We start from the raw sequence: 21,371 nt of genomic DNA, 5'->3' as shown, positions 1-21,371 counted from the left end.
CACATCTGCATCGTGAAGGGTAGGAGACCACGGAATTCAAGCTGCCACGCTACGGCAGAATATTCTCCTTAGCCTTGCGCTCGCAGAGCAGCATCAGCGACCGGCCTTCCACTTTCACGCGCGTTCGCGTGTGGCCCACCTTAAACGGATTGACCAGGTCGTCGGTGTTGAGCAATACCCGCCATCGTCCGCCCGCAGGAGCAAGCGGCAGGGTAAAGCCCACTGCCTCGTGATGCGCGTTGAACAGCAGCAGAAAAGTATCGTCGATGACCGGATTGCCCAGATCATCGCTAATGCTGAGTGTCTGTCCGTTTAAGATCATGCCGAAACTGCGCACCCAGCCGGAGGTCCACGCCGTCCCGCTCAACTCGCGGCCGTTGGTGCCATACCAGGCGATATCATTCGAGTCGTGGATGGCGCGATCCTGGAAGAATTTGCGCCGCCGCAGGTTGGGATGCTTCTTGCGCATCTCGATCAGCCGGCAGGTGAATTCGACCAGCGCCTCTTTCTCCTCGGTCGGCGACCAGTCGTACCAGCTGGTGGGATTGTCCTGGCAGTAGGCGTTGTTATTGCCGTTCTGGGTGCGTCCGATTTCATCGCCGCCGGAGATCATGGGCACGCCTTGCGAAAGCAGCAGCGTCGCCAGCAGGTTGCGTATCTGCCGCTCGCGCGCTTGGCAGATGCCCTCGTCGTGGGCCTCCCCCTCCACTCCCATGTTCCACGAGTTGTTATCGTTTTCTCCGTCCTGATTGTTTTCCCCATTCGCTTCATTATGTTTCTCGCTGTAGCTGACCAGATCGCGCAGCGTGAAGCCGTCGTGCGCGGTTACAAAATTGATGCTGGCATAAGGCCTGCGCCCATCGTGCTGATAAAGGTCGCTCGATCCCGTAAGGCGATATCCCAGGTCCGAGAGCTGCCCTTCATCGCCCTTCCAGTAGCGTCGCACCGTGTCGCGATATTTCCCGTTCCACTCCGCCCAGAGAATGGGGAAGTTGCCCACCTGATAGCCACCTTCGCCCACGTCCCAGGGCTCGGCGATCAGCTTCACCTCGGCCAGGGTCGGGTCCTGGTGAATGATGTCGAAGAATCCGCTGAGCCGATCGACATCATGTAGCTCGCGGGCCAGCGCGGAGGCGAGATCGAAGCGGAACCCATCGACGTGCATCTCCAGCACCCAGTAGCGCAGGCTGTCCATGATGAGCTTCAGCACCTGCGGATGGCGCACGTTCAGGCTGTTGCCCGTGCCCGTGTAATCCATGTAGTAGCGGGGATTGTCCGCGACCAGCCGGTAGTAGGTCGAGTTGTCGATGCCGCGCATCGAGAGCATGGGGCCCAGTTGATTCCCTTCGGCGGTGTGGTTGTAAACGACGTCGAGAATTACTTCGATGCCTTCTCGATGCAGCGCCTTCACCATGGCCTTGAACTCGGCCACCTGATTTCCCAGATCGCCGGTCGAGCAATAGCGGCCTGCAGGCGCGAGATAACCGAGCGTGTTGTATCCCCAGTAATTGGTCAAGTCTTTTTCGACAAGGTAGCTGTCGTTGATGAAGTGGTGCACCGGCATCAGTTCGACCGCGGTGATGCCCAGCTTCTTGAGGTGCCGCAGGCTGGCGGGTGAGGCCAGACCGGCATAGGTTCCGCGCAACTGCTCCGGGACCTCGGGATTCTGAATGCTGAAGCCGCGCACATGCGTCTCGTAAATAATCGAGTCCGATAGAGGGGTGCGCAGAGGATGATCGTGCTCCCAATCGAAATAAGGATTTACAACAATGCACTTGGGCACGCCCGCCGCGCTGTCACGGTCATCGCGCACGAGGTCTGCATCTTTCTCTCCGAATTGATAGGGAAAGATCGGCTCCTTCCAATCCACTTTCCCGGAGATGGCCTGCGCGTAAGGGTCGGTTAAGAGCTTGGCCGGATTGAAGCGCATCCCGCGCTCCGGCTCCCACGGTCCGTGCACCCGATAGCCATACCGCTGTCCCGGTTGAATGCCCGGAATATATCCATGCCAGACAAAGGCCGTCGTCTCTTTCAGTTCGATCTTGTCGCTCTGCGCGCCGTCTTCGGCGAAGAGACATAGCTCCACGCAGGTAGCGTTCTCTGAGTACAACGCGAAGTTGACTCCCGTGCCGTCCCATTTCGCGCCCAATGGATACGGCCTGCCTGGAAGAAGCGTGTGTTTCGTCATTCGTTCTCTTCTTTCAGCTGTGAATTGATTTAGAGGTTCTCTAATCAGAGGCAGGGATGCGCCGCGGTGTTGCTCGTATGCGCGGGGAGCGCGGTAATCGATTTTAGGCCGAAGCTTGCAGCAGAGGAGGCTCGCCGGATTCGACCCGCACAGAATCGAAGGGTAGAAAAACGCGGAAGACCGTGCCGCCGTTCTGTCCGGTGCGGGAGCGCAGCGCGACCTTGCCGTGATGCTTGTTGATAATTCCAAGGCTCACCCACAGTCCGAGCCCGGTTCCGGTGATGCCTTTGGTCGAAAAGAACGGTTCGAAGATTCGGCTCATTGTGTCCGCATCCATGCCCGCTCCCGTATCGGCGAGAGTGATGGTCACGCCCTCGCGATCGGTCTTCCAGTCGCGTCCGGGGGCGGTTCGCAGAATCACGCGGCCGTGCTGCTGCTGGGCCATGGCGTCGATAGCATTGCCGACCAGATTGGAAAGCACCTGCCGGATCTCTCCATCGTAGGCCACGATAGGCGGGATTTTTCCGTACCGGCGGTCGACCGCGATGCAGAGCGAGCGCAGTCGGCCCTCATAGAGGGTGATCACGGTTTCGAAAAGTTCGTGGATATCCGTCTCGATCGGCTTCGTGCTCTGGCGATAGAAGCGAAGGGTCTGGGTGGTGATATGCACCACGCGGTCCAGCTCGCGCTGCGCCAGCGAAAGAAAATGTTGTGCCGGCTCCGGCAAGGGAACGTGGCCCATCAGGTAGAGACAGTTGATGACCGCCTCGAGCGGGTTGTTGATCTCGTGAGCGATCGATGCGGCGAGCCGGCCCGCGGCTGCCAGCTTTTCCGTGCGCCGCAGCACTTCCTGGCTGCGCTTCTGTTCGGTGAGATCGGCGAGAAATGCGGCAATCTGGCGCTGTTGCGGAGCGGCCTCTGGGTTCAGTTCGGCGGCTCCAATCAACACCGCTACTTTGTCGCCGCGTACGTTGATGCACTCCACTTCGAAGGGCTCGCTGCTGTCGCGCAGCCAGTCGCTTCCGGTCAGGGTAAAGGCGCTTCCCTGGGTGCCGAAGATGGAGGTCAAGGTGACGTTGCCGCTCTCGAATTGGCCCTGGGTATAGCCCAGAAGACGCTCTACTGCATCGTTGGCATAGGTGATGCGGCCTTGCGCGTCGCTGATCAGCAGAGCCAGCGGCATGGCCTCCACCAGGCGATGAAAGCGTTGCTCGCTGAAGCGCAGAGCGGCTTCCGCATCCCGTTTCAGACGCCGCCCTTCCGCCTCTTTGAGCTCGCGCTCGATGGCCGGAACCAGCCGCCTCAAATTCTGCTTTGCAACGTAGTCGTGAGCGCCGGCGCGCATCGCCGATACCGCGGTATCTTCATCGATTGCGCCCGACATCATGATGAAGGGGATATCGTGCCGCGTGGACTTCAGCAGCGCCAACGCCGCGGGCGCGCTGAAGTCGGGCAAATGATAGTCGGCCAGAATCAGATCCCAGCCTGCAGGCTCTTCCAGCGCATTCCGCATGGCTTCCGCGGTCTCGACCCGCAGCAATGTCGGATCGTAGCCCGCGCGCTGCAGGTGTCGCGTGAGAAGAAACGCGTCCTCCGTGTTGTCCTCCACTAGCAGGACGCGGAGCGGAGTATCGTTCAGTTGGCGCTCGGTGGGCATTCGTTCAATACCAGCCAATACATGCCCAGCTGCCTCGTGGCTTCGGCAAACTCGGTGAAGTTCACCGGTTTGCGGATGTAGCTATTTACGCCCAGTCGGTAGCTGCGCACAATATCGCTTTCTTCATCGGAAGAGGTGAGGATAACCACCGGCAGCATCCCCGTCTTGTCGCTTTCGCGGATGCGCCGTAAAACTTCGAGCCCGTCGATCTTGGGGAGTTTCAAATCCAGAAGAATGAGCTGAGGAACGGCCTGCAGCGTTTCCTCGCCTTCGCCGAAGAGCAGTCGAATCGCTTCCTCGCCGTCCCGGGCCACGAGAATATCGTTCACGATATTTGACTTTCGCAATGCCCGGACGGTCAATACTTCATGATCCGGATCGTCTTCCACCAGCAGGATGGTCTTCGGTGTGTCTGCCATAATTCCTTACTATCCTAACGTAAAGCGGAAGGTCGCACCCTGGTTCACTGCGCCCTCCGCCCGGATGGCGCCCTGATGACGGCGGATGACACGGGAGACGGTGGCCAGCCCGATTCCCGATCCTTTGAAGTCCTTATCGCCATGCAGCCGTTGGAAGGCGATGAAAAGCTTGTTGGCGTATTTCATATCGAAGCCGGCGCCGTTGTCGCGAATATAAAACTCGCCGGTCTCCTCCGACCGCCCGAATTCGATGTGCGTTTCCGATACGTTGGCGGTGAACTTCACCGCATTTCCGAGAAGATTCTCCAGGGCCACGCGAAGCAACCGCGGATCGGCATTCGCCACAAGGCCCGGCTGGATAGTGAAAACTAGATTGCGGTCCAGATTCTGAAGACGCAATTCACGGGCTACATCTTCCGCAAGTTCGCTGACGTTCACATCCTCGCGCACAATCTCCGCCCGGGTGATTCGCGAAAGCTGCAGCAGGGAATCGATAAGCTGCCCCATCTTCTGCACACCTGCGCGAATGCGGCGTATGAAGTCCTTACCCTCCGCATTGAGGGCTTCCTGGAAATCCTCTTCGAGTGCGAGGCTGAAGCCGTCGACCGAGCGCAGCGGTGCGCGCAGATCATGCGAAACCGAATAGCTGAATGCCTCCAGCTCGCGATTGATGGCTTCGAGCTCGGCGGTGCGGAGTCGAACCCTGTCTTCCAGCTCGGAGTTGAGCGTCTGCACTTCAAGCGCACTGGCCTCCGCAAGCTGCCGGGCAACGCGCTCGGCCTCATAGGCATTGGAGCGATCGAGCGCCATCGATATGCGATCGGCGGCTACGGTGAGGAGCTCGCGGTCCTGATCCTTGAACGCATTTTCCTCGCGCCGTCCCGCCAGCAGCAGGGATGCGACGCGACCCTCGATGGTCAGAGGAATGATCAGCACCGTCTGCATCTGGTTACGCAGACCCTCCAGCGGGATAGCCTGTGCAGCGCTGCCTGAGGCGGTGATCAGACGATTCTCCATTGCCGCCATGTAGAGCGGATCTTGAGGCGTCAGCTGCAGACGGTGTCCCGGCCGCGCCGCAACTCCGTTGCCCCTCACCACTTCGAGTTCGCCGCCATGCCAGTTGCAAAGCACGACGCCGTCGGCGTTGATGACCGAGCGCAGCCGCTCTAACAGAGCCGAGGTGAGATCGGCGATATTCAACTGCGTCAGCCCCACATCGCTGATGGCCTGCAGTTTTTCCAGCCGCTGCGCCGCCTGATCGGCGCGCTGGCGAAAGCCGCGCTCCCGGCTCAGCAGCCAGAACGATAGGGCGATCATGACGACATCGAAGATGCTTGCCGCCAGCACCGTCCACTGCGCCCGCACCCGCGCCGTCTTCGACCGCGCTGTGCGTTGCGTGAGCAGGCGCTGCTCTTCATCCTGCATCGCTGCCACAATGCTCCGCAGGTGATCCATCTCGCTCTTGCCTGTACCGCTCAGCACCAGCAGGCGAAGGGTATTTCCCTCACCGGCACGCCTGGCATCGATGCCTTGTTCGAGCAGCTTGAGCCGCTGGTCGACGACCGCGCGCATCTCGGGAATTCGCGCCTGCTGCCGCGGATTATCGACGGTCAGCTGCTGAATCTTGTCGATTTCTGCGGGCAGCTCCCGAACCGCGCGCGTGTATGGCTCCAGATAGCTGTCGTCGTCGGTGAGCAGAAAGCCGCGATTGCCGGTTTCGGCATCCTTGGCCGATCCGATGACCTGCTCGACTGCGTTGATCACCTGCCATGTGTGGGCGACCCAATACTCGTCCTCGCCCAGCACCTGGACCGAGCGCAATGCCAGCCAGGAATTGAAGCAGACGATCAGCAGGACAGCGAATAACGCTCCGCCGATCAAAAAGGCACTGGCTTTTTCTTTCATCAGGTGAATGAGTCAGACTCTCTGCGCTTCGATGCCGCGTTTGTTATTCGGGCTGCTTACAGGCTGGAGATAGACATCGACGATGCCTGCGGCATTTAGAATTTACTGATGCAGATGTTACAAGGAAAGGCAGCGCTCGTCACCGGCGCAGCAAAGCGGATTGGGCGCAGCATCGCTCTGGCACTGGCCGAAGCCGGCGCAGATATCGTCATTACCTACCGCGAGTCCGCGGATGAGGCGCAGCAGACTGTGAAGGAGCTCGAAGGGCTGGGTGTTCGCGCCCACGCCGTAGCTGCCGATCTCCGCCAGCCCGCCAGCATTCGCACTGCGGTAGAAGAGGGGGCAGGCAGATTCGGACGGCTCGATATCCTCGTCAACAATGCCGGCCGCTTTGAAACCGCCGCTCTCGAAAAGATTTCCGTCGAGCAATGGGATGCGATGTTTGAAACCAACACTCGCGGACCGTTTCTCGTGGCACAGGCCGCTCATCCCTATCTAAAAGAGAGCCGCGGCCGCATCGTCAATATAGGATCGCTCGGCGGAATCCATCCCTGGGCGACTCACGCGCACTACTGCACCTCAAAGGCTGCCTTGCACATGCTGACTCAGACCATGTCCAAGGCCTTCGCGCCGGAGATCAGCGTCAACTGCGTTGCGCCGGGCATGATCGTGAACGGCGAGGTCACTGCGGAATACGAACACTTCGCCCACAAAACTCCGATGCAGCGCAATGGAAGCCCGCAGGAAGTAGCCGCTGCAGTTCTCTTCTTCGCCACGGGGCCGCACTTTATCACCGGGCAGTTGCTGGGAGTCGATGGCGGCCTGGGACTTTAGCGCCTGTGCCAGGAGAATCTCCTGAGTCAGCGATTCCTGTCCTCAATTGTCATCCCGACCGCAGCAAAGCGTAGTGGAGGGATCTGCAGTTTTCCTAAAGGCCGGCGCTGCAGCAGAGCCGCGTCAATATCCCATGCGCTTGGGATTCTGAAGGCTAGCTCGAGAACCATCGGCTCAGAAGGCCTTTCTTATGGCTCTCTGGCGCTTCTTCCGTGTTCTCTAGGTCCAGGAGCGCCGGCTGCGCTCCCAGCTCTTCGCCAAAGAACACGGCGCGGGGATTCGTCACGCACAACCGCTCCGCCGTCTCGGTTCCGTAGCGGGTAGCGAGAATCCCGTAGGCCTCGCTGAGTTTGGGCGGACGCGACTCCAGATTGTGCGCATCCGTAGCCAGGAAGTGCACCCAGTTCTTGTCCAGAAACTGCTCGGCAAGCGACTGGGCGGTGCGCCCGAAGCGTCCGGTCAATGACGACGCGGTCACCTGCACCAGCGCGCCATCGCGCAGCCAGTCTTTCATGCGCTCGGGATGCCGCTGGATCGCGCTGTTGCGTTCCGGATGAGTGATGATCGGCCGTTGCCCCGACTTGCTCAGATGATGAAGTGTGCCCGTCGCGCTCTGCGGGATCAGCTGGTCCTCGAACTCGATCAGCAGGTACTGCTTTTGATTGATGGTGTACTTGGCCGGGTTCTGCAACGCGTCTTCGACATTCTCTTCGGAGAGCCGGAAATCGCACCCTAGCCCCAGCGTCACCTTGTTATCGATGCGAGCCCGAAGCATCTCCACGCGTTCGTGGTTGAGGCTGGGATGAAAGAGGAAGCGTGAATTCGCATGCGGCGTGCAGACGATATGCGTGATGCCGTCGTTTGCCGCAGCCTCCACCATCGCCACCGATGTTTCCAGGTCGGGCGAGCCGTCATCGAGAGCAAACAGCAGATGGTGATGAATATCGATCATGGCTAAAGACAAAGAAACCGTTCACCAGATTGCTGACAAAGTCTTGAATTGGGAAGGGTACGGCCTTCAGGCCGTGCGTAAATCAAGCAAAAGGAGTGCGGCTTTAGCCACTGAGGGAACGCCCCGCTAGCACTACAAAGGTTCGTCATCAATCTTGGCTCACAGCAGCAATCTTGTTGCGAAGAACCTTAGCGCGCGATTGCCAGAGTTCCCACCAGCGACTGGAAGATCTCGAAGCCGTCCGCCGAGCCCAGCAGGGCTTCGCTCGAGCGATCCGGATGCGGCATCATGCCCAGCACGTTGCGCCCCTCGTTCAGAATGCCGGCAATGTTATCCAGCGATCCGTTGGGATTGGCTTCGCGCGTGATCTCGCCCTCCGGCGTTGCATAGCGGAAGGCCACGCGGTCGCCGCTGTGCAACTCCGCGAGCGTTGCCTCATCGCAGAAGTAGTTGCCTTCCATGTGCCCGATCGGAATCTTCACCACCTCGCCCGCCTTGAGCGTCTGTGTGAACGGGCTGTCGACCGTTTCCGTGCGCAGATGGACCTGCTTGCAGATGTACTTCAACCCCGCATTGCGCATCAGCGCGCCGGGCAGAAGTCCCGCCTCGCAGAGAATCTGAAATCCGTTGCAGATGCCCAGCACCGGGCCGCCCTGAGCGGCAAACTTCTTCACCGACTGCATTACCGGAGAGAAGCGCGCAATCGCGCCTGTCCGCAGGTAGTCGCCATAGGCAAATCCGCCGGGAACCAGGATCGCGTCGCAGTTCTCCAGGCTCGGCGAGTCATGCCAGAGGAAGGTGACCGGCTGCTTCGCCAGTTCGGCTACAACATGATAGGTATCGTGATCGCAATTGGATCCAGGAAAGACCAGAACGCCAATCTTCATCCCTCTAGGCTAGCAGGCGCGCGGCGAATTTGCCCGCGAAATGATGGCGAAGGATGCTCCGGAAAACGCCGGATTCGTATGGGCTATCAATTACCTGGTCCACATACCTGGTCCAGACTTATCTCTTCCAGGTCTTTTGCACGGAGTAGACGGGCGTCGCGGTAGCACTCGACTTCTTCACCGCCAACAGCTTCCGCCGAAGCAGCCAGCCCACCGCGCTCTGCGCCGAGCTTTTGGAAACGCCGATGGATTCCGCCAGGTACTGGTAGCTGATGGCGACCGGTCCATTCCGCCGCTGCTGCTCGGCGAACAGCCATAAATAGACGAGGAAGCTGACCGGCCTCCGGTCGTGACCGACTAGGTCCCGCATCAATACGTCCGTCACGTAGTCATCGACAAGCGGCATATCTATACCGGCCATTGATATAGCAGTGCTTGCCTGATTGCAACCCCAATCTGGAGCGGTTATGGTGCAGGCATCCCAGTCTGGAGGCCGCCATGATTCGTGGCATCAAAATCGTCAGCATCCCGGTACGCAATCAGGATGAATCGCTCCGTTTTTACACGGAAAAAGTAGGGTTCAAAGTCGCCACCGACCAGCCTTTCAACGGAAAACAGCGCTGGATCGAATTGCTGATCCCCGGTGCGGATACCAGCCTTGCGCTCTTCACCCCGGAAGGACATGAGAGCCGCATCGGAGGCTTTCAACCGCTCACTTTCTGGTGTGACGACGTCTTCGCCACCGCCAAGCTGCTACAGTCCAGGGGCGTGGAATTGGTAGCCGAGCCGAAAAAAGAGGTTTGGGGCACGATGGCGAAATTCAAGGACCCCGACGGCAACGAGTTCGTGTTTTCCAGCCGATAAAAACGCAGCCCGAAGATGGGCGGCGAGCGGACAGGAAGAGCGCGCGGAGAGCGCCGGTTCACTTGTGAAGATCCCCCAATCTCCGTTAAAGTAAAGCGGCTGTGCTCAATTTCCGAACGCTCAACGACATCTTCTTTACCATCGCTTCCGGCGATCGCGAGCGCGCCATTCTCACCAAGGATGGCGCCGGAGCCTGGCAGCCTATTTCCAGCGCGCAGGTCTATCAGCGGACGCGGATGCTGGCGGCTGCTCTTGTGGAGTGGGGAATCGCCAAGGGCGACCGCATCGCCATCCTCTCGGAGAATCGCTGGGAGTGGGCCGTCGCCGATTTTGCAGCCCTGGCCATCGGAGCCATCGACGTACCGATTTATCCCACGCTCACCGCCGAGCAGATAGCGATCCTGCTCGCCGACTCCGGCTCGCGCGTGGCCTTTGTCTCCAATCGTGCGCAGTATGAAAAGGTGGCGTCGGTGCGGGCGCAGACCGCGCTCGAAAAAATCGTCATCATGGACGATGAGGAGGCTCCCGGCGCGGTGCGCTTCTCTTCGCTCGTTCCCGGAGCCGGGCTCATCGGGGGAGCCGGTGGATCGTCCGAGCACGATAGCACCTTCGACCGCCGTGCCTACGACATATCTCCGTCGGATGCCGCAACGCTCATCTATACATCGGGAACCACCGGAGAGCCCAAGGGTGTTGTCCTCACCCACGGCAACATAGCCTGCAACGTCAACGAGTCGCTGCTCGGCTTCGAGATTGCCGCCGGCGACTCCTGCATCTCCTTTTTGCCGCTGTCGCACATCACCGCGCGCCATCTCGATTACGCCATCTACGCCAAGCAGGCCACCGTAGCCTACTGCGCGGCCTTCGATCAGCTGCCCGCAGCTATGGCCGCAATCAGGCCTACGATCCTGGTTGCCGTGCCGCGCGTCTACGAGAAAGTTCGCCAGGAAGTGGAGCGCCGCGCCGCGCTCTCGCCGATCAAACGCCGCCTGGTCAAGTGGGCTCTCGAAACAGGAGCCAAACATCGTGAAGCTATCCTGCGGGAAGAGCGGCCTGCTGCGACGTCATGGAGGCTGGCCGACCGGCTGGTCTACAAAAAGGTTCGCGAGGCCTTCGGTGGGCACGTCCGTTACTTCATCGCCGGCGGAGCGCCGCTGGGTATGGACACCGCTCTGTGGTATTCGAGCGTCGGCATTCGCGTCCTCGAAGGCTACGGCCTCACCGAGACCTCACCCGTGCTCGCCGTCAACAATCCCGTCAACTACCGCATGGGCTCGGTGGGCAAGCCGCTGCCGCAGGTCACCTGCCGCATTGCCGAGGACGGCGAGCTGCTGGTGAAGGGCCCGAATGTCTTCAACGGATATTGGAAGCAGCCGCCGCAGGCCCCCGAGAGCTTCGAATTTCCGGGATGGTTTCGCACCGGCGACATCGGCCACATCGACGCCGACGGTTTTCTCTACATCACCGACCGCAAGAAGGAGCTGCTCAAGACTTCGGGCGGTAAGCTCATCGCCCCGCAGCCCATCGAGAACAAGCTGAAATCCCATCTGCTGGTCGCCGAGGCCGCTCTGGTAGGCGATCGCCACAAGTTCGCCGCGGCGTTGATCGCTCCGAACTTCGCCGCGCTCGAAGGATGGGCAAAGGAGAAGGGAATTGCCGCGCCGACGCGCCCCGAGCTGGTGGCCGACCCGCGCGTCATTGCGGAGTACCAGGCAATCGTGAATGAAGTGAACAGCGGCCTCGCCAACTTCGAGACCATCAAACGATTCACCCTCGTCCCCGACGAATGGTCGCTCGCGACGGGAGAGCTGACCCCCAGCCTGAAGCTGAAGCGCCGCGTCGTCCTCGAGAAATACAAGAAGGAAATCGAAGCCTTCTACGCCGACGAAGCCACTTCGCACGGCTAGCTCCGCATAGACAGCGGGCGTCATTCCGAGCGAAGCGAGGAATCTCAGCGATTCTTACCGCGTCCACAAGGCGCGGGTAAAAATTGAACCCATCAAGGAACAGTCGAGGAACAGCCGCTCCTTCACGCTCCTTTCATTGCCGCAGCTTTATCTTGATCGAAGAGATTCTCGTCTCAAATCATCTGGAGTGAAGCCTCCCTTGACCAATACCCGCCGCGATTTTCTCCGCATGGCCGCGACCGCGGCCAGCGCTTCCATGATGCCGATGAGCATCCGCAAGGCGCTTGCCATCCCCGCGCATCGGGTGACCGGCACCATCAAGGATGTCGAGTACGTCGTCATCCTCATGCAGGAGAACCGATCCTTCGATCACTATTTCGGATCGATGCACGGCGTGCGCGGCTTCAACGATCCTCGTCCCGCGCGCCTGCCCGACGGCAAGCCCCTCTGGTATCAACCCGCCGTCGAGACGAAGACCAAGCACTACCAATCTCGCGGCCTCTCCGATGACGCGACCCATGTGCTGCCCTTCTACATCAACCCCCAGCGTACAACGGAATTTCAGGCCGGCACCGATCATGGCTGGAGCAGCGGCCATCTCGCCTGGAACCACGGCCACCACAATCAGTGGGTGAATCAGAAGCAGGACGTCATCACCATGGGCTACCTGCAGCGCCAGGACGTGAGTTTCCACTACGCGCTGGCCGATGCCTTCACCGTCTGCGATGCCTATCACTGCTCCATCCACGCCAACACCGCGCCTAACCGCATTTATCTCTGGTCGGGAACCATCGACGCCCGCAACGCCTACGGCAAGAAGCCCAACGGTCCCGGCCTCGACGAGCGCCATCACACCAACGGCTACACCTGGACGACCTACCCCGAACGCCTCGAAGCGCACGGCGTAAGCTGGAAGCTCTATCAGGGCGGCAGCGGCGAGCCAGACACGCCGACCGACAACTACACCGACAACTCGCTCGAGTTCTTCTCGCAATATCAGGTGCAGGAGGGCGCATCGCCCACCGGCCCACTTGTAACCAAGGGAGTTACAAATCGGACACTGCATGAATTCCGCGATGACGTGACGAACAACCGCCTCGCGCAGGTGAACTGGATCGTCGCGCCCTACAAGTACAGCGAGCATCCCGAAGCCTCGCCCACCGATGGCGCCTATTACATCAATCTCGTGCTCGACGCACTGACGTCGAATCCGGAGATCTGGAGCAAGACCGTCTTCATCCTCAACTACGACGAGAACGATGGACTCTTCGACCACGTCCTGCCGCCCATGCCGCCGAACGTTCTTCAAGGGCAGGCGCAGAATGCCGTGGGACTGGTCTCGTCCGATCTGGCCGATTCGCTCAACGATGAATTCCTCGACCTCGACAAATATCATGAGATCAAGAAGCCGCTGATCCCCGGCGCCGATCCCGGCGGCATGCAGCCCATCGGCCTCGGGCCGCGCCTGCCCATGATCATCGCTTCGCCGTGGACGCGCGGCGGCTGGGTCTGCTCCGAAGTCTTCGATCACACCTCGGTCCTGCAGTTTCTCGAGGCGCGCTTCGACATCCCCGAGCCCAACATCAGCAAATGGCGGCGCTCGATCTGCGGAAACTTAACCTCGGCCTTCGATTTCGCCAGCCGTCCCAGCACTGAGCCCGTCAAGTTCCTTGCGCCTAAGCCGTTGGCGTCAGATCACCAGCCATACTCCGTGCCGGTGAACCAGAGTATGCCCAGGCAGGAGCCCGGAACCCGCCCGGCGCGGCCGCTTCCGTATGAAATCTCCACGCACAGCCGCGTCGAGAGCGCGGGCGGCGTCGAAAGCACGGGCGGTAAGGTGTGGATCGATTTCGTGAACTCCGGGAGAGCGGGCATGGCGTTCTATGCCTTCAACGGAAGCGAGCCGCTCACTCCGCCGCGGCGCTACACCATCTCCGCGGGCGATAAGCTCTCCGATTACTGGACGCTCGCCGAAGGCAAGTACGATATTTCGCTCTACGGCCCAAACGGCTATCACAGCCAGTTCCGCGGAAACCACGCCGAGTCTGCACATGCAGAAGTCGAGCTGAAGTATGATTCCCGGTCGGGCGATGTGCGTCTATTGCTGAACAACGCCGGTCCTTCCGCCTGCACGCTGAGGGTCGCGAACGCCTATGCGCCGGACGCCGCGCCGCGCAGCTTCAGCATCCCTGCCGGCGGCATGCTCGAGGATCACTGGCAGCTCGCCGCCAGCTCCGGCTGGTTCGATCTATCGGTGACGTCGGCCGAAGCTCCGGCCTTCCTGCGCCGCTACGCCGGCCACGTCGAAACCGGACGCCCCAGCACCAGCGACCCAGCTGTCTTTCAGGAAGCCTGAAGGTCAGCTTTCGCGAGTCCTTTTCTCTCCGAATCCTGAGTGAAAATGCGCACACGCCTCGGTCGAAATACCTGGGGCGTGGGCGCAGCGGCGTTTGTATCCCAGCTGCTGTCAAAAAACGCTGCCCTATGGAGCGGTCCGGTGATACAAAGGTTCGTCTTCCAGAAAGGAGCGGGCAATGAAGATTGCCGCGCTGATCGCGCGTATCCTGCTGGGTCTTCTCTTTGTGGTCTTCGGGCTGAACGGATTCCTGCACTTCATCCCCGGTTCGAACATGCTGCCGCCCGGGCTGGCCGGCCAATTCGCCGGAGCCATGGCGGAGTCCCACTACCTGCTGGCGGTCTCCGCAGTTGAGATCGCCGGGGGCGCGCTGCTGCTCTCCGGCTTCTTTGTTCCACTAGGGCTGGTGCTGCTGGGACCGGTCCTGGTGAATATCCTGTTCTTTCACCTGTTTCTGCTTCCCGTCGGCTTTCAGGCGGGCGTCGTCGCGGTGATCCTGTGGTTTGTCATTTTCGCCCGCTACCGGGGAAACTTTGCCGGCATTTTTGCGAGGTAAGTCCCGAAATGGGAAGCCGCTGGGCCGAATATTTCAATCCGGACCGCCTCCACCATTTCTTATTGTCTAGGCGAAGAACTGGGGTATACTAAAGCCACGCTCGTACCCGAGTGGGTCTAACACCGCACGTAATGCTCTTAGCACTGCTTGCCGCTACACCTTCCTCGATATCTTCAAGCGCATTTCAACACCAAAGGAACACCTCATCATGGAACAGGGTATTGTCAAGTGGTTCAACGACGCCAAGGGCTTCGGTTTTATCACCCGCGATAGCAACAACGAGGACATCTTCGTCCACTTCTCGGCGATCAACGCCAACGGCTTCCGCAGCCTTCAGGAAGCGCAGCGCGTGCAGTTCAACGTCGTGCGCGGACCCAAGGGCCTGCAGGCAGAGAACGTACAGCCTGTATAGTTTTCCGGCACAGCAGCTAAGTCTTTAGACTCGAGCAAGAACAAAACGGGAGCGCCCTACGGCCTCCCGTTTGTCTTTTTGCCTTTGTTTAGCCTTGCTGACAAGGCCAAAATCAAGAAGGATCCAACCCGTTAAGCATTGGTCTGCAGGAAAATCCCGGAGGTCTGACCGAGGGACTGCAGGAAGCTCTGCAAGCTTTGCTGAGCCCCACTGATATCGCCGGAAGAGAGCGAGTTGCCGAGCTCGGAAAGCAGCTTCTGAAGGGGACTGGTCTGTGTGGAAGAGTTGGTTGTATTGGCAGAGTTGGTGGATGTTGAAGCGTCGGTGGAATCCGAAGCCGGTGTGCTGCCCGGAGTGTTGCTGTTAGCCGAGATCAGGCTGGTCAAGCTGCTGTAAGCAGCCTGCGCCCCAGAAAGATTGCCCGACTGCACATCCTGGAACAGGCTAAGCAAATCCTGCTGAAACTGGCTGGCGCCGGTGCTGCTGGCGCTGCTGCTTCCGCTGGCGTTGGTAGCCGGGGTTAGTGTGGCGGATGTACTCGACCCGGCTGCGGTGCTCGACTGGGAGCTCAGGAAGTTGGCAACGTCGGATTGGGCGGCCGAGATGTCATTCGCGTCCAAATCTTTTCCCAGCTTCTGGAGGAGGGTGTTGAGCGGATTTTGACTGTTGCTCGACTGGTTTGCGCTCAGCAGCTGGTTAAGGCTGGATAGATCGCTTTGCGCCGCGCTGGTGTTACCCGTTTCGATATCCTTCAGCAGCTGGTTTAACCCTTTTGCTACTGGAGATTGGGTTGGAGTCTGGGCTTGAAGGTCGGACAGCGCCGACGCCGAAGACCCGAGGTTAATGCCGAATGTGCTCATCATACGTCTCCTAAGTGGGGTGTTAAGAGGAACGGCAGATCCTCGGCCGGGTTATCGGCAAAAGCCGTTGTTTCTTCTAGTAGATAGCCCAGGAATTTACAGAGAGATAACCTCGAAAGTTACCGAAATGGGAATTAAGAAGACGCGGCAAATGAGTCCGCGGGGCGCAGCCTTCTAAGCGCTCAGACCGTCTTCGCGCGCAGCTTGTTTCCTCGCCCCGGGATCTCAGAGCATTTGCTCGGGTCGGGAAGCGCGACTGATTCTGGGCGAACCCTGTCTCCCACCGGACATGCCATTTCAAATCCGGACAGAACCCAAGCATCCCACCGTCATCCCGGCTCCAATCCCTCAATGATTTAGCCGCAGAAGTCGCTTGGCGACCGGCATGCTCCTACATCACCGGAGCTGCCCATGCCTACCCTTCTGCAAGACATCCGCTTCACCCTGCGCCAGCTGCGCAAAAATCCCGGTTTCGCCTTCACCACGATCCTGACCCTGGCCCTCGGCATCGGAGCCACCACCGGCATCTTCAGCCTGGTGAACTCCGTTCTGCTGCGTCCGCTGCCGTTTCCTCAATCGGACCGCCTGACGGCGATGCTCCACGAAGACAATACCGCCGGAGCCAATCCCACCAGCGTCAGCTATCCCGACTTCTTCGACTGGCGCACGCAGAATCATTCCTTCAGCGCCATGGCCTCCTATCGCGACCAGCAGTACACGCTGTCGAATGTTGGGGACGCGCAAAATCTTCAGGGCATCACGGTTTCGTCGGAGTTCTTCCGCGTTCTGAGCATCCATCCCATGCTTGGCCGCGACTTCATCCCCGGCGACGAGAAGGCCGGCCAGCATGTCGTGATGCTGAGCTATCAGCTCTGGCAATCGGCCTTCGGCTCCAGGCGCGACATCGCCGGGCAGACCATCACCCTCGACGGTCGCGGCTATACCGTCGCCGGAGTTATGCCCCAAGGCTTCGCTTTTCCCATCCAGAATCCGGCGCCGCAGCTTTGGGCCACGCTGGCCACGGATGCCCTCGACGGCAGCGGTGAACCCGGCGCCACGCAGAGCCGCGGCGAAAATATGCTCACCATTGTCGGCCGCCTCAAGCCCGGCGTGACGGTAGAGCAGGCACGCGCGGAGATGAGCCTGATCGATCGCAACCTGGCCGCGCAGTATCCCGACACCAACAAGCGCTACACCTCGACGCATGTTCAGCCGATGCTGGAAAGCCTGGTGGGCGATACGCGGCCGGCGCTGCATATCCTCTTTGCTGCAGTAGCGCTGCTGCTGCTCATCGCCTGCGCCAATGTCGCCGGATTACTGCTGGCCCGTTCCTCCAGGCGCCGTGGCGAGATCGCTCTGCGCGCCGCCCTGGGCGCGAGCCGCAACGAAATCCTTCGCCAGATCCTGGTCGAATCGCTGCTGCTGTCGTTTCTGGGCGGAGCGCTCGGCCTGGCTTTCTCTACGCTCTTTCTCAAGGCCACGTTGCGCTTCCTGCCGCATAACCTGCCGCGGCTGGACACCATCTCCGTCGACACCACCGTCCTCGGATTCGCTGTTCTTGCTTCCGTCCTCACCGGCCTGATCTTCGGTGTCTTCCCGGCGTGGAGCATGTCCAAGCTCGATCCCGCGCTGGTTCTGCGCGACGGCACGCGCAGCGTCACCAGCGGACGCGGCCAGCATAGCCTGCACAACACGCTGGTCATCGTCGAAACAGCGCTTGGACTTCTGTTGCTGGTCGGCTCCGGCCTCTTCATACGCAGCTTTGTGCATGTGCTCTCGGTCGATCCCGGCTTCGATCGCCGCAATGTCCTGACTGCGTCCGTAAATTATCCCGATACCAAGGAGTACGCGACCAAGGTCGTCCAGCTCTACGATCAGTTCCTGCCCAAGCTGGCCACGCTGCCCGGAGTAACCTCGGTCGCTGCAGGCTGGCCGCTGCCGTTTTCCGATAGCCAGATCGGCGTGTCCTTCACGGCCGAGGGGCATCCCACGGCAACTGGCGATGAGCCCGTCGCGCGCCTGACCATTGCCACTCCGAATTTCTTTAACACGCTGCGCATTCCCATCCTGCGCGGCCGGGATTTCACGGCCACGGACAGCGGAACATCGCCGTATGTCGTCATCGTCAGCGAAGGCTTCGCGCGGAAATACTTTCCCGGCGAAGATGTCATCGGTAAACACATCACGCCCGGTCTGGATGACGGTATCCATAAGAAAGGCCCGCGCGAAATCATCGCCGTCGTCGGCGACATCAAGCTGCGCAGCCTCACCAAGGAAGCTCCGCCCATGTTCTACCTGCCCCTGACCCAGTCCGGCATCACCGCGCCGTCGCTGGCGATTCGCACCGCGGGCGATCCCGTAGCGATCATTCCGGCCGTCCGCGCCCAGCTCAACTCCATCAATCGGAATATCCCCATTTATCATGTCGCGGCGCTCGGCGACCTGCTCTCCGATGCCTCCTCGCAGCCGCGCTTCCAGATGTTGCTGCTCACATCCTTTGCCGTGATGGCGCTGCTGCTCTCTGCGGTCGGGCTCTATGCCGTGCTGGCTTACATGGTGGCCCAGCGCACCAGCGAGCTGGGTCTCCGCATGGCCCTCGGCGCGCAGCGCGGCGATGTGCTGGCGCTCATTCTGAAGAAGGGACTGAGGCTGGCCGGCATCGGCCTGGTCGCCGGCCTTGCTGCATCGGCGCTGCTCACCCGCTTCGTAGCCAGCCAGCTCTACGGGGTAAAGGTCTTCGATCCCATTACCTACATAGGCGTCTCGATCCTGCTCCTCGCCATCGCATTCCTCGCCAGCGCCGCTCCAGCACTTCAAGCAAGCCGGGTCGACCCCATGAAAACTCTGCGCGACCAGTAGAAAGGCGAATTCAGGAGGAGCATCCGATGTCCGAAGCCAACGTGAAGCAGGCCGTCCCATTCTTCTGCATTACCGACATGGACCGTTCGCTCCGCTACTACGTCGACGGTCTGGGCTTCAGCCGCACCAACCAGTGGATCGTCGAGGAAAAGATCCGCTGGTGCTGGCTGCAGCTGGGCGGCGCAGCGATCATGCTGCAGACCTGCGGCCAGAAGATACTGGATTCAATGCCACCGGGCAGCAAACTCGGCCTGGGCGTTTCCATCTGGTTCCAATGCGAGGATGCCATCGCGCTTTACCGCGAGTTCCAATCCCGCGGCATCGAAGCCTCCGAGCCCGAAGTAGGCAATGGCCTTTGGGACACCCACCTCAGCGATCCCGACGGCTACAAACTCCACTTCGAAAGCCCAACCGGCGCACCCGAAGAAACCAAACTCTCGGAGTGGAACCACCAAAATAAGGGATAAAGCACAGTCCCAAGGAATTCGGGTGCCCCAGGTCTCGCTTCTGAGACCTGGGATTCCACCATCGCTATTACGACCACGGCGCAGTCCCCTGAACGGCCAGTCCCCTGAACGGCCAGTCCCCTGTAAACTAGAGGAGAGGATTCGAATGCCGGAAATTCATCGTAGGAAGACCGTCACCGTCAAGGTTGGAAACGTGCGCGTGGGCTCGGAGGCCCCGGTGGTTGTCCAGTCCATGACCAACACCGACACCGCCGACATTCCCGGCACCATCCAGCAGGTCGCCGCGCTGGCCGCCGCCGGCTCTGAGCTGGTGCGCGTTACGGTGAACAACGACGAAGCGGCCCAGGCTGTCCCCTTCATCGTCGAAGGCCTCGACAAACTCGGCGTCCACGTTCCCATCATCGGTGACTTCCACTACAACGGACACCTGCTCCTCAAGAAGTATCCCGCCTGCGCTACCGGGCTGGCCAAATACCGCATCAACCCCGGCAACGTCTCGGTAGGCCGCAAGAATGACGACAACTTCCGCGCCATGATCGAGGTTGCCGTCGAGAACCAGAAGCCCGTTCGCATCGGAGTCAACTGGGGCTCGCTCGACCAGGCCCTGCTCACTCGCATGATGGACGAGAACTCCCGCCTGCCGGAGCCGCTCGACGCCCGCGACGTCATGATGGAAGCCATGTGCCGCTCTGCGCTCGACTCCGCGGAGGCAGCCGAGCGCTACGGTCTGCGCCACGATCAGATCATCATCAGCGGCAAGGTCAGCGGCGTTCGCGATCTGCTCGATGTCTACGAGATGCTGGCGGTCCGCTGCGATTATCCGCTGCATCTTGGATTGACCGAAGCCGGCATGGGAATGAAGGGCATCGTCGCCTCGACTGCCGGCCTCGCGCCGCTGCTGCTCAAAGGCATCGGCGACACCATCCGCGTCTCGCTCACGCCCAAGCCGGGCGGCGACCGGACGGAAGAAGTCCTCACCGGCCAGCAGATTCTGCAATCGCTCAGCATCCGCAGCTTCACCCCGCAGGTCACCGCCTGCCCCGGATGCGGCCGGACTACGAGCACCTATTTCCAGGAGCTGGCGCAGCAGATCCAGAACTACCTGCGCGAGTCGATGCCCGTCTGGCGCCAGCAATATCCCGGAGTCGAAGAGCTGAAGCTCGCCGTTATGGGCTGCATCGTCAACGGCCCCGGCGAGTCCAAGCACGCCAACATCGGCATCTCGCTTCCCGGCACTTTCGAGGAGCCCAAGGCCCCGGTCTACGTCGACGGACGCCTGATGACGACCCTGAAGGGCGACACCATCGTGGCGGATTTCCAGAAAATTCTCGATGAGTACGTGCAGAACCGCTACGGCTCAGGACAACGGACCGAGCAGCTGGTGGAAGTCCACTAGGTTCGACGGGCCTTCTGGAAAACCTATTAGAATCAATGACATGCGTCCTTAAGCTGAAGGGAAAGCTGCGCAAAATCAATGATTTAGAAAACCACCTCTCCTCAAAAAGTAGAACGGCAAAAAAATGACTCAAGAACTCTGGACCGCTGTAGACGAATACTCGAATGCTCTTCTAGTCGGAGCTGATCCGGCTCTCGACGCTGCCCGCGAACGCAGCCAGCAGTCGGGCCTGCCGGACATCGCAGTCTCGCCGAGTCAGGGGAAATTTCTCTCTCTCCTCGCCCGCATCCACGGCGCGAAAAAGATTCTCGAGTTCGGCGCTCTCGGCGGCTACAGCACCATCTGGCTGGCTCGTGCCCTGCCTGCGGATGGACGCCTGATCACGCTCGAAGCCGACCCAAAGCATGCGGACGTGGCCAAAGCTAATATCGCCAGCGCAGGATTCGAGAAGCTTGTCGATGTCAGAGTAGGCAAGGCCCTCGATACGCTGCCGAAGATCGACGCCGAGGGTCCATTCGACTTCGTTTTCATCGATGCCGACAAGGCGAATATCCCCGCCTACTTTACCTGGACGCTCGAACACTCACACCCCGGCAGCGTGATTGTCGTCGACAATGTCGTCCGCGACGGGCGCGTGATCGAAGCGGAGAGCACCGACCCCAGCATCCAGGGAATACGCCGCTTCAATGAAATGCTCGCCAAAGAACCGCGCGTGAGCGCAACCACGATCCAGACCGTCGGCAGCAAAGGCTACGACGGATTCACATTGGCCGTGGTCAACGCCTAGAACATTTTCCTATTACTGTGTCCTTTCGGAGATTCGCTAAGTGCAGCTTTTCTTAACGGAAAAGC

General features: G+C 60.2%; 18 protein-coding genes. 10 read left to right on the top strand and 8 right to left on the bottom strand.

Annotated elements, in window-relative coordinates:
* Nucleotides 1-49 precede the first annotated feature (49 nt).
* The 4 genes from glgX to XX99_RS25465 all read right to left on the bottom strand — a co-directional run bounded on the left by glgX (nucleotide 50) and on the right by XX99_RS25465 (nucleotide 6,169).
* On the bottom strand, nucleotides 50-2,188 hold the full coding sequence (gene glgX / locus XX99_RS25480; protein WP_050062215.1) for a glycogen debranching protein GlgX: 2,139 nt from the start codon (nucleotides 2,186-2,188) through the stop codon (nucleotides 50-52).
* 103 nt (nucleotides 2,189-2,291) lie between these two features.
* Nucleotides 2,292-3,845: a hybrid sensor histidine kinase/response regulator gene (locus XX99_RS25475; RefSeq protein WP_050062214.1), complete on the bottom strand. Its 1,554-nt coding sequence runs from the start codon at nucleotides 3,843-3,845 to the stop codon at nucleotides 2,292-2,294.
* A complete protein-coding gene (locus XX99_RS25470) occupies nucleotides 3,824-4,264 on the bottom strand; it encodes a response regulator (RefSeq protein ID WP_050062213.1) in 441 nt (146 codons plus the stop codon). The genes XX99_RS25475 and XX99_RS25470 overlap by 22 nt, the downstream gene beginning before the upstream one ends.
* Nucleotides 4,265-4,273: 9 nt before the next feature.
* Entirely contained in the window at nucleotides 4,274-6,169 is a 1,896-nt protein-coding gene (locus XX99_RS25465; RefSeq protein WP_050062212.1) for a sensor histidine kinase, read from the bottom strand.
* A gap of 108 nt (nucleotides 6,170-6,277) precedes the next feature.
* Between XX99_RS25465 and XX99_RS25460 the strand changes: the two genes are divergently transcribed.
* The gene (locus tag XX99_RS25460; protein WP_050062211.1) at nucleotides 6,278-7,003 is read left to right on the top strand and encodes an SDR family NAD(P)-dependent oxidoreductase; all 726 of its coding nucleotides are present in this window, start codon (nucleotides 6,278-6,280) and stop codon (nucleotides 7,001-7,003) included.
* A gap of 154 nt (nucleotides 7,004-7,157) precedes the next feature.
* Here the strand turns inward: XX99_RS25460 and XX99_RS25455 are convergent, their stop codons facing one another.
* From XX99_RS25455 to XX99_RS25445, 3 genes are all read right to left on the bottom strand, one after another.
* Complete coding sequence (locus tag XX99_RS25455) at nucleotides 7,158-7,967, bottom strand: tyrosine-protein phosphatase (protein ID WP_156186213.1); 810 nt, start codon at nucleotides 7,965-7,967, stop codon at nucleotides 7,158-7,160.
* Between the two features lie 176 nt (nucleotides 7,968-8,143).
* Complete coding sequence (purQ, locus tag XX99_RS25450; RefSeq protein WP_050062209.1) at nucleotides 8,144-8,842, bottom strand: phosphoribosylformylglycinamidine synthase subunit PurQ; 699 nt, start codon at nucleotides 8,840-8,842, stop codon at nucleotides 8,144-8,146.
* Between the two features lie 118 nt (nucleotides 8,843-8,960).
* Nucleotides 8,961-9,263: a helix-turn-helix domain-containing protein gene (locus XX99_RS25445; RefSeq protein ID WP_231581617.1), complete on the bottom strand. Its 303-nt coding sequence runs from the start codon at nucleotides 9,261-9,263 to the stop codon at nucleotides 8,961-8,963.
* A gap of 77 nt (nucleotides 9,264-9,340) precedes the next feature.
* Between XX99_RS25445 and XX99_RS25440 the strand changes: the two genes are divergently transcribed.
* The 5 genes from XX99_RS25440 to XX99_RS25420 all read left to right on the top strand — a co-directional run bounded on the left by XX99_RS25440 (nucleotide 9,341) and on the right by XX99_RS25420 (nucleotide 14,937).
* Nucleotides 9,341-9,706 (top strand): VOC family protein, encoded by a 366-nt coding sequence (locus tag XX99_RS25440; protein WP_050062207.1) that lies wholly within the window; start codon nucleotides 9,341-9,343, stop codon nucleotides 9,704-9,706.
* 101 nt (nucleotides 9,707-9,807) lie between these two features.
* The gene (locus XX99_RS25435) at nucleotides 9,808-11,613 is read left to right on the top strand and encodes an AMP-dependent synthetase/ligase (RefSeq protein WP_050062206.1); all 1,806 of its coding nucleotides are present in this window, start codon (nucleotides 9,808-9,810) and stop codon (nucleotides 11,611-11,613) included.
* A 199-nt stretch (nucleotides 11,614-11,812) separates the two neighbouring features.
* Nucleotides 11,813-13,969, top strand: coding sequence for a phosphocholine-specific phospholipase C (locus XX99_RS25430; protein WP_082125963.1), 2,157 nt, complete (start codon nucleotides 11,813-11,815; stop codon nucleotides 13,967-13,969).
* Nucleotides 13,970-14,147: 178 nt separating this feature from the next.
* Nucleotides 14,148-14,525: a DoxX family membrane protein gene (locus XX99_RS25425; RefSeq protein WP_050062205.1), complete on the top strand. Its 378-nt coding sequence runs from the start codon at nucleotides 14,148-14,150 to the stop codon at nucleotides 14,523-14,525.
* Nucleotides 14,526-14,733: 208 nt separating this feature from the next.
* Nucleotides 14,734-14,937 carry a cold-shock protein gene (locus XX99_RS25420; RefSeq protein WP_050062204.1) on the top strand — a complete coding sequence of 68 codons (204 nt, stop codon included), beginning with the start codon at nucleotides 14,734-14,736 and terminating at the stop codon, nucleotides 14,935-14,937.
* 131 nt (nucleotides 14,938-15,068) lie between these two features.
* On the opposite strand, the gene XX99_RS25415 is transcribed toward XX99_RS25420, so the two are convergent.
* Nucleotides 15,069-15,800, bottom strand: a complete 732-nt coding sequence (locus XX99_RS25415; protein WP_050062203.1) for a hypothetical protein — start codon at nucleotides 15,798-15,800, stop codon at nucleotides 15,069-15,071.
* Nucleotides 15,801-16,208: 408 nt separating this feature from the next.
* Between XX99_RS25415 and XX99_RS25410 the strand changes: the two genes are divergently transcribed.
* From XX99_RS25410 to XX99_RS25395, 4 genes are all read left to right on the top strand, one after another.
* On the top strand, nucleotides 16,209-18,656 hold the full coding sequence (locus tag XX99_RS25410) for an ABC transporter permease (RefSeq protein ID WP_050062202.1): 2,448 nt from the start codon (nucleotides 16,209-16,211) through the stop codon (nucleotides 18,654-18,656).
* 26 nt (nucleotides 18,657-18,682) lie between these two features.
* Nucleotides 18,683-19,123, top strand: coding sequence for a VOC family protein (locus XX99_RS25405; protein ID WP_050062201.1), 441 nt, complete (start codon nucleotides 18,683-18,685; stop codon nucleotides 19,121-19,123).
* Between the two features lie 145 nt (nucleotides 19,124-19,268).
* Nucleotides 19,269-20,519, top strand: a complete 1,251-nt coding sequence (ispG, locus tag XX99_RS25400) for a flavodoxin-dependent (E)-4-hydroxy-3-methylbut-2-enyl-diphosphate synthase (protein WP_050062200.1) — start codon at nucleotides 19,269-19,271, stop codon at nucleotides 20,517-20,519.
* Between the two features lie 124 nt (nucleotides 20,520-20,643).
* Complete coding sequence (locus XX99_RS25395; protein WP_050062199.1) at nucleotides 20,644-21,306, top strand: O-methyltransferase; 663 nt, start codon at nucleotides 20,644-20,646, stop codon at nucleotides 21,304-21,306.
* Nucleotides 21,307-21,371 lie beyond the last annotated feature (65 nt).

Source organism: Silvibacterium bohemicum (genome assembly GCF_001006305.1).
Lineage (GTDB): Bacteria > Acidobacteriota > Terriglobia > Terriglobales > Acidobacteriaceae > Silvibacterium > Silvibacterium bohemicum.
The sequence above is the reverse complement of the archived record's forward strand: the minus strand, read 5'-3'. Positions and strand labels throughout refer to the sequence as shown.

Coding starts and splice junctions, on each gene's coding strand:
- XX99_RS25425 (WP_050062205.1), top strand. CDS start 14,148: ATGAAGATTGCCGCGCTGATCGCGCGTATCCTGCTGGGTCTTCTCTTT.
- XX99_RS25465 (WP_050062212.1), bottom strand. CDS start 6,169: ATGAAAGAAAAAGCCAGTGCCTTTTTGATCGGCGGAGCGTTATTCGCT.
- XX99_RS25445 (WP_231581617.1), bottom strand. CDS start 9,263: ATGGCCGGTATAGATATGCCGCTTGTCGATGACTACGTGACGGACGTA.
- XX99_RS25420 (WP_050062204.1), top strand. CDS start 14,734: ATGGAACAGGGTATTGTCAAGTGGTTCAACGACGCCAAGGGCTTCGGT.
- XX99_RS25410 (WP_050062202.1), top strand. CDS start 16,209: ATGCCTACCCTTCTGCAAGACATCCGCTTCACCCTGCGCCAGCTGCGC.
- XX99_RS25395 (WP_050062199.1), top strand. CDS start 20,644: ATGACTCAAGAACTCTGGACCGCTGTAGACGAATACTCGAATGCTCTT.
- ispG (WP_050062200.1), top strand. CDS start 19,269: ATGCCGGAAATTCATCGTAGGAAGACCGTCACCGTCAAGGTTGGAAAC.
- XX99_RS25405 (WP_050062201.1), top strand. CDS start 18,683: ATGTCCGAAGCCAACGTGAAGCAGGCCGTCCCATTCTTCTGCATTACC.
- XX99_RS25415 (WP_050062203.1), bottom strand. CDS start 15,800: ATGATGAGCACATTCGGCATTAACCTCGGGTCTTCGGCGTCGGCGCTG.
- XX99_RS25440 (WP_050062207.1), top strand. CDS start 9,341: ATGATTCGTGGCATCAAAATCGTCAGCATCCCGGTACGCAATCAGGAT.
- XX99_RS25475 (WP_050062214.1), bottom strand. CDS start 3,845: ATGCCCACCGAGCGCCAACTGAACGATACTCCGCTCCGCGTCCTGCTA.
- purQ (WP_050062209.1), bottom strand. CDS start 8,842: ATGAAGATTGGCGTTCTGGTCTTTCCTGGATCCAATTGCGATCACGAT.
- XX99_RS25460 (WP_050062211.1), top strand. CDS start 6,278: ATGCAGATGTTACAAGGAAAGGCAGCGCTCGTCACCGGCGCAGCAAAG.
- XX99_RS25470 (WP_050062213.1), bottom strand. CDS start 4,264: ATGGCAGACACACCGAAGACCATCCTGCTGGTGGAAGACGATCCGGAT.
- glgX (WP_050062215.1), bottom strand. CDS start 2,188: ATGACGAAACACACGCTTCTTCCAGGCAGGCCGTATCCATTGGGCGCG.